Genomic DNA, 12,677 nt, shown 5'->3' on the forward strand with positions numbered 1-12,677 from the left:
GCTAAACGGAAAAACAGCCCGGCAGCAAGCGCCCCATCCGCCAAGTGATGGGGCCGGCCGGGCGTGGCGTCAGAACTGGTAGCGCAAATTGGCCATAATATTGCGCGGCTCGCCCCAAGTGTAGGTGCTGTACCAACTGAATATGGTGTAGTACTTTTTGTCGAACAAGTTCGAGACTTTCAGCGACCCCGACAACTGCTTGGTGAAGTCGTAGCGCGCCATCAGGTCGACCAGCAGCACGTCATCGACCGTATGCTTGACGGAGTCCCCGCTGGGTGCCGAAATCATGCCCCAGGTCTTGTCCTGCCAGCGGGCGCCGGCCCCAACCGTCAGGCCCGACAGCCGTCCGTCCAGCTTGTAGCTGGTGAACACGCTGAACTGGTTGGCCGGCGTCAGGGTACTGACACGTTCGCCTTCCTGGCGCGACACGTTGTGCGTGTAGCCGGCGCTGACCTGCCACGCGGGCGTCAGCTGCCCCGACAGCTCGACTTCAAAGCCCTTGGTCTTGACCCCTTGCGCCGCGCGGTAGGCCACGCCCCCCGACGGTGTGGTGCCGCCGCTTTCAATGCCGAAATTATCCTGCTCGAGCTGGAAAACGGCGGCCGAAGCATTCAGGCGTCCATTGAAGAATGCGGCCTTGACTCCCGCTTCATAGTTGTTGCCTTCCAGCGGATCGAGCGTCTTGCCCTGCTCGTCCTGCAGCGATTGCGGGCTGAAGATGCTGGTGTAGCTGGCATACACGGACCAGATATCGTTCAAGTCATAGACAATGCCCAGGTAAGGCACAAACACGCCCGACTCGTCCATATTCTGGGTCCTGTTCCGATACGTGGCCCAGCGCCCGCCGGTGATCAGCTTCAGGTCATCGCGCAGGTTCCAGCGCGCGGCGGCATACAGGCCGCGTTCCCGCGTGGTTTCGTCGTCCGTGTAGTCGGGGCCGCCCGGCCACGCGGGCGCCGGCACCTTGCCCTGCCAGTTGTAGTAATCCGTGACGTTGGTGTTATAGCCCGGCGCATTCCAGTAGCCATCGTTTTCCCACCGGCTTTCAGAAATACTGGCGCCCACGACCAGTTCGTGTTCGCGCCCCGCCAGCTTGAACGGACCGCTAAGATAGGCATCGAACGCATCGCTCTTGGTTTTACCGATGTACTGGCCAAGCCACATCGAAACGCCCGAGCCGTCGGCCGGATTGGGGAATCCGCTGGCCGCCGCCCCCAGGTTCGCATCGTAACCATTGATCTGATGGTTGAACTGGGCCTTGGCCACCCAGTCGTTGGCAAAGGCATGCTCGAGCGTAACGAATGCCGTGCGGGTGTATTGTTCCCAACGGCTGAAATCGGCGCCATTATTGAACGAACGCGGCATGTCATTGAACTGGCCATTGGCGTTCAGCAAGGGAATGCCGCCCCAGGTGGAGGCCTTGGGCTTATTGTCCTGGTAGTCGAATCCCAATGTCAGCAGCGTGTCGGGGGTGACGTCGGCCTCGAGAATGCCATAGAACACTGCGGTTTCACGCCCGTATCGGTCCAGGTGCGACTTTTTGTCCTGATAGGCGGCGACGCCGCGCGCCCGCAAGGTTCCGCTTTCGTTCAGCGGCCCGCTCACGTCCACCTCGCCCCGGTAGTCATCCCATCGGCCTGCTCCCGCCGAGATGTGGCCGCGAAAGTCGCGCGTAGGTTTCTTGCGGATCAGATTGATGGTGGCGCCCGGCGTGCCGCTGCCGGTAAGCAGGCCGGTGGAGCCCTTGAGCACCTCGATGCGGTCGTAGATGGCGGTGTCGCTGAGCGTGTTGCCTGCCGAGTAGGCCGAATTGCGCGTCATGGGTATGCCATCGTACTGGAAGTTCTGGATGGCGAATCCCCGCGCATAATATTCCGTGCGCTCGCTGTCGTAGGTCACGACGCTGATGCCGGGCGTGTATTCCATGACATCATCAATCGATGTCAGGTTGAAGTCATCCATCTGCTGGCGCGTGATCACACTGATGGACTGCGGCGTTTCTCGGGGCGTCAACACCAACCGGGTTGCCGTGGCGATGGCGCCCGGCGTGTATAAGCCGCTGTCCTCGGTAATTTCACCCAGTTGGTTGGCGTTGACCACCACCGCGTCCAGTTGCACGGCGTCGCCGGCGGGCTGGCCAGGCGCCCCTGTCGCCGATGTGGCGCCCTGGGCCTGCGAACGCCCAGGCGCTGCGGCGAACGCGACCGCCATTGAAAGGGCGAGGGTGGTCAATGCAACAGACGGCTTGCGCCTGGACACCTGGGCCGCACGGGCCTTGCGCGTGCGTAAAGTATGCTCGATCACTAGGGTTTACCTCATTTTATGTATTGTTTGCGTTTGGCGCCTGAGCCCCGACCGGCGGCGCCGGACGTGATCTTGCGCACATTCCCCTCCCTCTCGCCGGGATCGGGAAGCACATACAAAAACCCCGAGTGAAAAGGCCCGGTGATTATATAACAATAATGATATTGATTCTTATTATTAATATTGAATGGATGCTTGCGAATACGTGTTTACGTTTCCGGCGCCCACCCGCCAAGCCTGCCTTCATTCAAATAGCCGGACCGTCCCGCTTCCCGGCACGCACGCGCCATGCTCATGCCTGGGCAAGGTCGATGTCGCGCCCCGCCTGCTGCAATGTCCACATCTGGGCGTAGCGTCCGCCCTGGGCCAGCAAGGCGCGATGCGGGCCCCTTTCCAGCACTTTGCCGTGCTCCAGCACGATGATTTCATCCGCATCCACAATCGTGGACAGGCGGTGCGCAATGATGAGCGTGGTACGTTCCCGGGCAATCTGGTTGAGTTCGTCTTGTATGGATCGTTCGGTACGGGTGTCCAGCGCGCTGGTGGCTTCGTCCAGGATCAGGATCGGCGGGTTTTTCAGCAAGGTCCGCGCGATGGCGACACGCTGTTTTTCTCCGCCCGACAGTTTCAGGCCGCGCTCGCCCACCTGCGTTTGATAGCCGTCGGGCAACCCCGCAATAAAGTCATGAATGCTGGCCGCCCGCGCGGCCTGGATGATTTCATCTTGCGTGGCCAGCGGATTCCCATAGGCGATGTTGTACAGGATGCTGTCGTTGAACAGCACGGTATCTTGCGGAACAATGCCAATGTGCTGGCGCAGGCTGGCCTGGGTCAGGTCGCGGATATCCACGCCGTTGATGGTGATCGCACCGGCGGTCACGTCATAGAAACGGAACAGCAGCCGGGACAATGTCGATTTGCCGGCGCCCGACGAACCCACGACGGCCAGCGTTTTTCCGGCCGGTATCGTCACATCGACATCAAACAGAATCTGCCGGTTCTCTTCATAGCCAAAGTCCACATGCTTGAATGCAATCGAGGCCTGGCTGGTCTTGAGCTTGCGGGCGCCGGGCCGGTCCGACACCTCCTGCCCCTGTTCCAGCAGGTCGAACATCCGCTCCATATCAGCCAGCGCATGTTTGATTTCCCGATAGACGAATCCCAGGAAGTTAAGCGGCGCATACAACTGGGTCAGGTAGGCCGACACCAGCACCACATCGCCCACTGTCATGCCCCCTTTGATTACGCCATCGGCCGACAGCCACAGCAGCAGCGTCACCCCGACGGTAATGATGGCGCCCTGTCCGATATTCAGAAAGTTCAGCGATACCTGGTTCCTGACGGCCGAATCGACCCATTTCCCCAGATTCCGGTCGTAGCGGTCGAGCTCGTAGCCTTCATTGCCAAAATACTTGACTGTTTCGTAATTGATCAGCGCATCGATGGCTTTGCTGTTGGCCTTGCTGTCCAGATCGTTCATGCTGCGCCGGTACACCATGCGCTTTTCGGTGACCACCAGCGTAAACACGACGTACGACGCAATCGTGCCCAGTGTCACGACGGCAAACAGAAAGTCGTAGCGCCACAGCAGGATGCCCGCCACCATGCTGATTTCCAGCAGGGTGGGCAAAATATTGAACACCATGAAATTGAGCAGGAAGCCGATGCCTTTGGTGCCGCGCTCGATGTCCCGGCTCAAGCCGCCGGTTTGCCGCTGCATGTGAAACCGCAGGGACAGGGCAAACAGGTGCTTGAACAGTTGCGCCGCAATACGCCGTATCGAGCCCTGGGTGACCCGGGCAAACAAGGCATCGCGCAGTTCGCCGAACACGCTGGAGGCCAGGCGCGCAAAGCCATAGCCCAACAACGCAGCCACCGGCAAGGCCAGCAGCGTGGCCGGCACACTAAGCTGGTCGACGATATCCTTCAGGTACAAAGGCAGGATGACGCTGGCGACCTTGGCCGCCACCAGACAGGCCATGGCCGCAATGACCCGCCACTTGAATTGCCAGACATAGGGCAACAGTGATTTCAGGGTGTGCAGGTCGTTGCGTCGGCGGGGCGGCGTCGCCCGGTGAGAGAATTTCATGTGGAAGAGCGGGAAGTAGCGGCGTCCGGCATTGTACTGGGCGCCAAGGCCTGCGCCAGGCCTTGGCGCTGGGCCAGCAGCACATCGTAGAAGGCCTGCGCGGCGCTGGACAGGCTTTTCTCGCTGCGGCGTATCAGGTACAGCGAGCGCTTCATCCGGCTTCTGGCCGCCAGCGGCACCACCCTGATCCGTTCATGCCCGAACTGGAACAAGGTCATGGAAGGCACCAGGCTGACACCCAGGCCGGCAGCCACCAGCCCGGTGACCGTCGCCAGATGATCGACCTCCAGGAAGGTGTCCAGCCCTGAAAACGCCGCGTTGCGAGCCAAGCTCTGCCGGATGCTGCTGCTTTTGCCCAACTGGATGATCGGATTGCCCTTGAGTTCGCGCAGGTGAACCACACTGCGCCGGGCCAGCGGATGATCGTCGCGGCAAACCAGGTGGAAATAATCTTCGCACAAGGGTTCAGCCTGCAAGCCGCCCATATCCAGTCCCTGGGCCGCCACCGCGATATCCACCGCGCCGCGCCGGACCATGTCCAGGCAAGGCTCAAGCAACGCGTCGTGCAGTTGCAGCTCGACGCCGGGAAACCGGGCATGGAACTGCGCATAAATGCCCGGCAGCCAGCCCGCCGCAAGCGAGGGCAAGGCCGCGACGGAAACGCGCCCCTTGCGTATGGCAACGTGGTCTTGAATGTCGCCCATGACCGCATCCAGATCGTTCAGCAGGCGCAGCGCGGACTCGTTGAACAAGCGTCCTTCAGGGGTTAGCTCGACCCGGCGCGTGGTGCGATCGAACAGGCGCACCCCGGCCGCGTCTTCCAACGAACGGATCAGGGCGCTGAAAGCCGGCTGCGTCTGATGGCAGCGCTCCGCCGCTTTGGTGAAATGCCGCTCTTGAGCCAGGGCCACGAAGGCGCGCAACTGCCGCGATGACAGATTCATAAAAAAACCAGTATCAATGAATAAGATATTTCTATTTAACTAATCAATCAAGCCCCCCTATAGTACGACCAAAGCCATAAGGAATTTACAGATTCATGGAGACGACTTCATTCAAGATCGGGTGCGCCACCGGTTTTTCAGGAGACCGGACCGACGGCGTCATGCCCGTCGTCGATACGCTGATCCAATCCGGCGGACACGCGCTGATCTTCGAGACGCTCGCCGAGCGCACGCTGGCCTTGTCGCAACTGGCCAAGAACCAGAACCCCGAACTGGGCTATGAGCCCCTGCTGGCCGATTTGCTGCGCCCCGCGCTGGGGGCCTGCCTGCAGCATGGCATTCGCATCGTCAGCAACTTCGGCGCCGCCAACCCGCCCGCAGCCGCGCGACGGATCATGGCACTGGCCCAGGAACTGCAGCTACGCGCGCCGCGCATTGCCGTGCTGTCGGGCGATCAACTTGCGCAGCCTGAGCAACTGGCCTTCCTGCGCGAGCAACTGGGTCCGGGCTTCGACCAGTTGGACATTGTCAGCGTCAATGCCTATCAGGGCGCCAGCGAAATCGCCCAGGCCTTGCGCGCCGGCGCCGATATTGTCGTGGCCGGCCGGGTCGCCGACCCGTCGCTGGTCCTTGGCCCCGCCCTGGCCCACTTCGGCTGGGCCGACGACGATTGGCATCGGCTGGGTTGCGCCACCATCGCCGGCCATCTGCTGGAATGCGGCACGCAGGTGACCGGCGGCTATTTTGCCGTTCCCGGGCTGAAGGATGTGCCCGGCATGGATGCCTTGGGTTTTCCCATTGCCGACATCAGCCCATCGGGCGAGCTGTCGATCAGCAAGGCCATGAACACAGGCGGCGTGGTCAACGAGCAGACGGTCAAAGAACAATTGCTGTACGAGGTCCATGACCCGGCCGCCTATCTGACGCCCGACGTCAGCGCCGACATCAGCCGGGTCACCGTTGCGCAAACCGCCGACGATGTCGTCCGCGTCAACAACGTGACCGGCCACCCCCGGCCCGACGCGCTCAAGGTGAACATCTGCTACCACGGCGGCTGGCTGGCCGAGGCCGAAATCTCTTACGCCGGCGTGCAGGCCGAGGCCCGCGCCCGGCTGGCCGCGGACACCATCCTGAAACGCCTGGGCTCCGCCATGAAAGTGCGCGTCGACCTGATCGGCGCGGTCAGTCTTTTCTCGGACGACGACGGCAACTATCTGCGCAGCCAGGCGCCCTCCCGGGCGCGCGACATACGCTTGCGCATCGCCGGCGCCCATGCGCAAAAAGAAGTGGCCGAACGCGTGCTGCGCGAGGTCACCGCCCTGTATACCTGCGGCCCGGCGGGCGGCGGCGGCGTCAGGACATCGCTGCGCCCGCGCCTGAACAGCCTGTCGGGCACCGTGCCGCGGGACCTTGCCCCCGCCAGCTGGCGCTTCATGGAGGAGCAGTAAATGTCCCGGGACCGGAACACCACCACCGTCCCCCTGTACCGGCTGGCGCACAGCCGCAGCGGCGACAAGGGAGACATCTCGAACATCAGCGTCATTGCCTGGAAACCCGAGTATTTCGCGCTGCTGGAAGAACAGCTGACTGAAGCGGCGCTGCAACACTGGTTTGCCTTTCGCCATCCCACCCATGTGCAGCGCTACCTGATCGAATCCATCAACGCTATGAACTTCGTGCTTCATGGCATTCTGGACGGCGGCGTCAACGACGCCCTCAACCTGGATACGCACGGCAAGGCCTTGTCCTTCTATCTGCTCGACTTTCCTGTTGAAGTCGACAGCGAACTGGCCAAGACCCTTCCCGAAGTGACCGCCTGACCTCTTAAAAAAACCACTCCAAGGAGACACACTCATGTTCCCACGCTCGATTCGAACCACTCTGCTGGCCGGCGCCATCGGCCTGCTTTGCCTACCCCTTTCCGGACACGCCCAGGCACGGAACTATCCTGACAAGCCGCTGACCTTTGTCGTGCCATTCGGCCCCGGCAGCGCCACCGATCAGTTGGCCCGCGCGATAGGCCAAGGCGTCACCGAGCAGACCGGCCAGGCCGTCGTCATCGAGAACAAGCCGGGCGCCAGCGCCATGATCGGCGCCAGCGATGTGGCCCGGGCCGCCCCGGACGGCTATCGGGTGCTGATCACCACCAACACCTCGCAATCGGCCAACCCGCATCTATACAAAAAACTGAGCTACGATCCCGTCAAGGATTTTGAGCCGGTCACCCTGCTGGGCACCGGCGGCCAGATCATGGTGGTCAATCCCGCTTCGCCGGCCAAGACGGTAGAAGATTTCATCAAGCTGGCCAAGGAAAACCCCGGCAAGCTGAGCTTTGGCAGCGGCAGCTCCAGCAGTCGCGTGGCCGGCGAACTGTTTCAGCAAATGGCCGGCATCCAGCTCTTGCACGTGCCCTACAAAAGCAACCCTCTGGTCATCACCGACCTGCTGGGCGAGCAGATCGACATGATGATGGCCGATATGGCCACTGGCCTGCCCCAAGTCAAGGCCGACAAGCTGCGCGCGCTGGGTGTCACCACGGTCGAGCCGTCGCCCCTGGCGCCCGAAGTCCCCACCATTGCCGCCGCAGGCGTGCCGGGCTACCAGATGGGCTATTGGTTTGGCGCCTATGTGCCGGCCAATACACCCGAAGCCGTCGTCTCGGCGCTGCATGATTTGCTGGTCAATGCCACGACGCGTACGGCGGCCCAGCAGTTCTATACGCAGACCGGCACCCAGCCCGTGACGTCCACGCCCGCCGAGTTGGCCGATTTCCAGAAACAGGAAACTGAAAAATGGGGCGGCATCATCAAGAACGCCGGGATACAGCCTTCGTAAGTTAAGTCCTGTTACCCCTGCCTTTTCGCTTGTGGCGTCGGCAGGCTTGAACAGCTAATACAATAACGCCTTCCCTGAACGGGACGAACCGGAGAATGTATGGCTGTTCCATCCTTCAATTACGAAGCAGCGTTGCTGGCCTGCGCGCGAGGCGACCAACACGCTTTTCAGGATCTGTACCATCACGAGGCGCCGCGCATGCTGGCCCTGAGCCTGAAAATGCTGACGGAACGCACCAGTGCCGAGGAACTGGTGCGCGACGCCTTTGTCTTGATCTGGAAAAACGCTGAAAGCTACGATCCGCAAACCAGTACGGCACGCGCCTGGATGCAGAGCATCCTGCGCTATCGGGCGCTGGGGCGTTTGCGCCAGGCGGGCCGGGTCCGCCCTGGCCTGGCCTCCTGGTCCGACGTCCTGCCCACACTGCCACCCGCCCGGGAAACGCCACCCTCGAGCCTGCTGCATGCGCTGGCCCTGCTCGACGATACGCAGCGCCAGGCCATCCTCATGGCTTTTTACAATGGCTATACCTATGAGCAGATTGCGGAACGCCTGAAGATCGACGCCGTTGCGCTCAAGACGCACATGCAGGCGGGCCTGGACCGCATCACGGAGCAACAGCAGGCATGACAGGCAGCACCAAACCCCCACACAGCGCGCTGCTGGGCGAATACACGCTGGGGCTGTTGAGTCCCGTTGAAACGGCCCAGGCGCACGCCCTGCTCGGCCAGGACCAGCAAGCTGTCGCCACAGCCCTGGCCTGGGAAAATCGCCTGCTGGAACTCACTGACTTCCTGCCCCCCGTCGACCCATCGCCGCTATTGCTTCAGCGTATACAAAGCAGCCTCGGCCACGACACCACCCCCAAGCCCGCCAGCCTATACCGCAAGCCGGCAAGCGATACGCCGCCCACCCTGGCCGCCGCCCCGCCCGCTCCCGCGGGCTCGACAAGCCCGCGGCCTTCAAGCCGGCCCGCACCAGAACAGCGCCCGGCGCCCAGCCGCCCCGCCCCTGTGCAAGCCATCCGCAGCGCCGCAGCGACCCCCATCAAACGCATTGAACCGTCCGCCGGCATACCACCCGCCGGCACGACCGCCGGCAGCGCCACAAGCGCCGGCTCGGACGGCGCGCCGGTCATTCACATCGATCGCGCCGCCAGGACGCCGCCGGCTGCGCCTGAGCCGGCCCCCGTCCCACAGAAGAAACGCGGCAATATCTGGTTCTGGCGCCTGGCCAGCCTGGTTTTCGCGCTGATCGCGCTGGCGCTGGGCCTGATGCCTGCCCAGCCCGTCGCCCCGCCGATTACCGTGCTTCAGGTCGCGCCGACCCAGGCGGCCATCCTGCAGGCCCCCGGCCAAAGCTCGACGCCCGCCTGGGTGGTGACTGTCGACCCGCAACGCAATGTCCTGATGAGCCCCAAGGTGCACAGCGACATCCCCGCCGATGCCGCGGTGCAATTATGGACACACAACCGAAGCATGCCGGCGCCGCGCTCGCTGGGCCTGATCGACCCCAACCAGCCCGTCACCGTACCGGCCGCCCTGATGGGCGACATCGGCCCGGACCAGATCTTCGAGATGACGCTGGAGCCGGCCGGCGGCTCGCCCATCGCCAGCCCAAGCGGCCCCGTCCTGTTCATCGGCCGCATCGTGACCTTCGGAAAACCGGCGCAAGCCGACACTGAGGCGGCACTGGCTAACAGACCACCACATTGACCGCCAGGCCGCCGCGCGACGTTTCCTTGTACTTGCTGCGCATGTCGGCGCCCGTCTGGCGCATGGTCTCGATCACGGCATCGAGCGAGACGTGATGGGTGCCGTCGCCCTGCAACGCCAGGCGCGCCGCATTAATGGCCTTGACCGCGCCCATGGCATTGCGTTCGATACAGGGGATCTGCACCAGGCCGCCTATGGGGTCGCAGGTCAGGCCAAGGTTATGCTCCATGCCGATCTCGGCGGCGTTTTCCACCTGGGCGGGCGTCCCGCCCAGCACCGCCGCCAATCCGGCCGCCGCCATGGAACAGGCCACGCCGACTTCGCCTTGGCACCCGACCTCGGCCCCCGAAATCGACGCATTCTGCTTATACAGAAAGCCTACCGCAGCGGCCGTCAGCAGGAAATCAATCACCCCATCATCGTCGTGGCCGGGGATGAAAGTCTGGTAATAGCGCAAGACGGCGGGCAAAAGTCCCGCCGCCCCGTTGGTGGGCGCCGTGACCACGCGTCCGCCCGCCGCATTCTCTTCATTGACGGCCATGGCAAACAGATTGACCCAGTCCATGGCGTATAAAACATCTTTCTTGCCGCCGTCACGCTGCAAGTCGCGGTACAGCGCCGGCGCCCGGCGCCGGACCTTCAGTCCGCCGGGCAGCACCTGGCTGGCCTGATCGTTATCTTGGCCGCAGCCCCTGTCTATGCAGGCATTCATGACATCGGCAATCTGCAGGACACCCTTCCTGACCTCGTCCCGAGGCGCCAGCGCCGTTTCGTTGGCCATCATGATCCGGGCAATGGACATCTGCGTCGACGCGCATAAGTCCAGCAACTGCCGCCCATTTGAAAAAGGATACGGTACGGGATCGTGCTGCGGAACCGTCTCATCCGTCTGGATGGCATCGAGCGCGCGGATGAACCCGCCGCCTATGGACACATAGCGTTCGGAGCAGACCAGCTCGCCCTGCGGGTCCAGCGCATCGAAACGCATGCCATTGGGATGCTCGGCCATGGGTTTGATGCGATACGAAAAGGCCTGCTCGGGATCGAAGGCGATGGTTCTGGCCCCCCATAGGCTCAGACTGCGGCTGGCGTTGACCTGGCCGATCAGGCCCGGGATATCGCCCGAAACCACGGTATCGGGCGATTGGCCCATCAGGCCCAGGATAATGCCCGTATCGGTGCCATGGCCGCGGCCGGTCTCGGCCAGTGAGCCATACAGGGCAACCCGCAGGCCCGCCACCTGGTCCAGCAGGCCGCGCGCCTGGAGGTTGCGCGCAAAATTGCGCGCAGCCCGCATGGGACCGACGGTATGCGAACTGGACGGGCCAATGCCTATCTTGAATATATCGAAGACCGAGAGCGTCATGATGGAGCCTGCCTTAGCTGTTTGCTGGATTCTACATCGCGCTTTTGAACGCTATACAGGTCATTCTACGACCTATTCCGGCAAGCTGGGGCGCAAGCGCCTACTGTGAAGTCCATTGCATGGCGCCTTGCAGCGCGGTAATGGATTCCAGCGGCGCCTTTTCACGAAAACCGGTGGGCGACATGCCGACGTATTCACGAAAGGCGTTGGAGAAATTCGCGCTGCTGGAAAAGCCCAATTCCTGGGCGATCACATGCACCTCGAGCGAGGTCTGCACCAGCAGTCTCTGGGCCCGGCGCATCCGCTCTTCACGCAGAAACTTCGCCACGGTGATGCCCAGATGCCTGCGAAAAGCGTCCGAGATCTGTTTCTTGCTGACACCGGTCATGCCCGCGAGCTCTTCCAGCGTCGGCAGCTTGGCCGGGCTGGCTACAATACATTGCTTGACGGCTTGCATCAATAATTGATCGCTGGGCCTTTGGGCGGCATCCGGGGGAACACGAGGCATGACAAACAGCAAAGCAGGCGGAAGCCCACCTGCACCGTAACGTTGACAGACCTAACGTTACGGTCGCCCTTCCCGTTTGTCCAAATATTTAGCGCTTTCTTAACTATTGTTGATGTTCGAAACGACTGGCGGCCACACATTGCGCCCGTCTTGCATCACATAAGCTGAAAATCGCCCTCGGCCCCGGCATCCGGCGCCGTTTGACTGATCGCCTCGGAAAGCATGTCCTTGACGGCGTTCAGGTCGTTGCGCAGCGCCTGCAGCTCGGCCCCCGATAAACGCACGGCGGCGTCCTGATCGTGCGGCACTTCATTCATGTCGCCCAGGCGATTGCGCGCCCCGCTGATGGTAAAGCCTTGCTCGTACAGCAAGTCGCGAATGCGCCTGATCAGCAGGACTTCATGGTGCTGGTAATAGCGGCGGTTGCCGCGGCGCTTCACCGGCTTGAGCTGGGTAAACTCTTGTTCCCAATAGCGCAGCACATGGGGCTTGACGCAGCAAAGATCGCTGACCTCGCCGATGGTGAAGTAGCGCTTGGCGGGAATGGGAGGCAAAGTGACTGGTGTTTCGCTGGTGCTCATGTGGCTTTACCCGATCTACGCAGAGGCCTTGCCGGCCGTCTCTACAACGCTTTTGAGTTTCTGGCTGGCATGAAAAGTGACCACACGCCGAGCGGCGATGGGGATCACTTCACCCGTTTTGGGGTTGCGCCCAGGGCGCGGCGGCTTGTCGCGCACCTGGAAATTGCCGAATCCGGATAATTTTACTTCAACGCCGCGCGCCAGGGAGTCCCGGATCTCTTCAAAGAAGGTATCGACAATATCCTTGGCCTCGCGCTTGTTCAAGCCTACACGATCAAACAGCAACTCAGCCAATTCAGCCTTGGTCAGGGTACGTTCCGGATTCATAGTATGTG

The 12,677-nt window shown here is 62.2% G+C and carries 12 protein-coding genes; 5 read left to right on the forward strand and 7 right to left on the reverse strand.

Annotated elements, in window-relative coordinates; genetic code table 11:
* Positions 1-69: 69 nt before the first annotated feature.
* From RE432_RS14585 to RE432_RS14595, 3 genes are all read right to left on the reverse strand, one after another.
* Complete coding sequence (locus RE432_RS14585; protein WP_409079879.1) at positions 70-2,211, reverse strand: TonB-dependent siderophore receptor; 2,142 nt, start codon at positions 2,209-2,211, stop codon at positions 70-72.
* Between the two features lie 385 nt (positions 2,212-2,596).
* On the reverse strand, positions 2,597-4,393 hold the full coding sequence (locus RE432_RS14590; RefSeq protein ID WP_310934140.1) for an ABC transporter ATP-binding protein/permease: 1,797 nt from the start codon (positions 4,391-4,393) through the stop codon (positions 2,597-2,599).
* Positions 4,390-5,337 carry a LysR substrate-binding domain-containing protein gene (locus RE432_RS14595; RefSeq protein ID WP_310934141.1) on the reverse strand — a complete coding sequence of 316 codons (948 nt, stop codon included), beginning with the start codon at positions 5,335-5,337 and terminating at the stop codon, positions 4,390-4,392. The genes RE432_RS14590 and RE432_RS14595 overlap by 4 nt, the downstream gene beginning before the upstream one ends.
* A gap of 95 nt (positions 5,338-5,432) precedes the next feature.
* Between RE432_RS14595 and RE432_RS14600 the strand changes: the two genes are divergently transcribed.
* The 5 genes from RE432_RS14600 to RE432_RS14620 all read left to right on the forward strand — a co-directional run bounded on the left by RE432_RS14600 (position 5,433) and on the right by RE432_RS14620 (position 9,887).
* Positions 5,433-6,785, forward strand: a complete 1,353-nt coding sequence (locus tag RE432_RS14600) for an acyclic terpene utilization AtuA family protein (RefSeq protein ID WP_310934142.1) — start codon at positions 5,433-5,435, stop codon at positions 6,783-6,785.
* Positions 6,786-7,157 (forward strand): hypothetical protein, encoded by a 372-nt coding sequence (locus RE432_RS14605; protein ID WP_310934143.1) that lies wholly within the window; start codon positions 6,786-6,788, stop codon positions 7,155-7,157.
* Between the two features lie 34 nt (positions 7,158-7,191).
* Positions 7,192-8,172 (forward strand): tripartite tricarboxylate transporter substrate binding protein, encoded by a 981-nt coding sequence (locus tag RE432_RS14610; protein ID WP_310934144.1) that lies wholly within the window; start codon positions 7,192-7,194, stop codon positions 8,170-8,172.
* A 99-nt stretch (positions 8,173-8,271) separates the two neighbouring features.
* Positions 8,272-8,802, forward strand: coding sequence for a sigma-70 family RNA polymerase sigma factor (locus RE432_RS14615; RefSeq protein WP_310934145.1), 531 nt, complete (start codon positions 8,272-8,274; stop codon positions 8,800-8,802).
* On the forward strand, positions 8,799-9,887 hold the full coding sequence (locus tag RE432_RS14620; protein ID WP_310934146.1) for an anti-sigma factor domain-containing protein: 1,089 nt from the start codon (positions 8,799-8,801) through the stop codon (positions 9,885-9,887). Before RE432_RS14615 ends, RE432_RS14620 begins: the two co-directional genes overlap by 4 nt.
* Here the strand turns inward: RE432_RS14620 and RE432_RS14625 are convergent.
* The 4 genes from RE432_RS14625 to RE432_RS14640 all read right to left on the reverse strand — a co-directional run bounded on the left by RE432_RS14625 (position 9,868) and on the right by RE432_RS14640 (position 12,669).
* Complete coding sequence (locus tag RE432_RS14625; protein WP_310934147.1) at positions 9,868-11,253, reverse strand: L-serine ammonia-lyase; 1,386 nt, start codon at positions 11,251-11,253, stop codon at positions 9,868-9,870. The genes RE432_RS14620 and RE432_RS14625 overlap by 20 nt on opposite strands.
* 100 nt (positions 11,254-11,353) lie before the next feature.
* The gene (locus RE432_RS14630; RefSeq protein WP_310934148.1) at positions 11,354-11,761 is read right to left on the reverse strand and encodes a helix-turn-helix transcriptional regulator; all 408 of its coding nucleotides are present in this window, start codon (positions 11,759-11,761) and stop codon (positions 11,354-11,356) included.
* Positions 11,762-11,916: 155 nt separating this feature from the next.
* Positions 11,917-12,342, reverse strand: a complete 426-nt coding sequence (locus RE432_RS14635) for a MerR family transcriptional regulator (protein ID WP_310934149.1) — start codon at positions 12,340-12,342, stop codon at positions 11,917-11,919.
* 15 nt (positions 12,343-12,357) lie between these two features.
* Positions 12,358-12,669 carry an integration host factor subunit alpha gene (locus RE432_RS14640; protein WP_310934150.1) on the reverse strand — a complete coding sequence of 104 codons (312 nt, stop codon included), beginning with the start codon at positions 12,667-12,669 and terminating at the stop codon, positions 12,358-12,360.
* Positions 12,670-12,677: the final 8 nt, after the last annotated feature.

The organism is Pusillimonas sp. SM2304, from assembly GCF_031628915.1.
In the GTDB taxonomy this organism is placed as follows: Bacteria; Pseudomonadota; Gammaproteobacteria; order Burkholderiales; family Burkholderiaceae_B; genus Pusillimonas_C.

Excerpts from the sequence above, each read along its gene's own strand:
- RE432_RS14615 (WP_310934145.1), top strand. The coding sequence starts at position 8,272 with ATGGCTGTTCCATCCTTCAATTACGAAGCAGCGTTGCTGGCCTGCGCG.
- RE432_RS14630 (WP_310934148.1), bottom strand. The coding sequence starts at position 11,761 with ATGCCTCGTGTTCCCCCGGATGCCGCCCAAAGGCCCAGCGATCAATTA.
- RE432_RS14635 (WP_310934149.1), bottom strand. The coding sequence starts at position 12,342 with ATGAGCACCAGCGAAACACCAGTCACTTTGCCTCCCATTCCCGCCAAG.
- RE432_RS14620 (WP_310934146.1), top strand. The coding sequence starts at position 8,799 with ATGACAGGCAGCACCAAACCCCCACACAGCGCGCTGCTGGGCGAATAC.
- RE432_RS14625 (WP_310934147.1), bottom strand. The coding sequence starts at position 11,253 with ATGACGCTCTCGGTCTTCGATATATTCAAGATAGGCATTGGCCCGTCC.
- RE432_RS14610 (WP_310934144.1), top strand. The coding sequence starts at position 7,192 with ATGTTCCCACGCTCGATTCGAACCACTCTGCTGGCCGGCGCCATCGGC.
- RE432_RS14595 (WP_310934141.1), bottom strand. The coding sequence starts at position 5,337 with ATGAATCTGTCATCGCGGCAGTTGCGCGCCTTCGTGGCCCTGGCTCAA.
- RE432_RS14640 (WP_310934150.1), bottom strand. The coding sequence starts at position 12,669 with ATGAATCCGGAACGTACCCTGACCAAGGCTGAATTGGCTGAGTTGCTG.
- RE432_RS14605 (WP_310934143.1), top strand. The coding sequence starts at position 6,786 with ATGTCCCGGGACCGGAACACCACCACCGTCCCCCTGTACCGGCTGGCG.
- RE432_RS14585 (WP_409079879.1), bottom strand. The coding sequence starts at position 2,211 with ATGGCGGTCGCGTTCGCCGCAGCGCCTGGGCGTTCGCAGGCCCAGGGC.
- RE432_RS14600 (WP_310934142.1), top strand. The coding sequence starts at position 5,433 with ATGGAGACGACTTCATTCAAGATCGGGTGCGCCACCGGTTTTTCAGGA.
- RE432_RS14590 (WP_310934140.1), bottom strand. The coding sequence starts at position 4,393 with ATGAAATTCTCTCACCGGGCGACGCCGCCCCGCCGACGCAACGACCTG.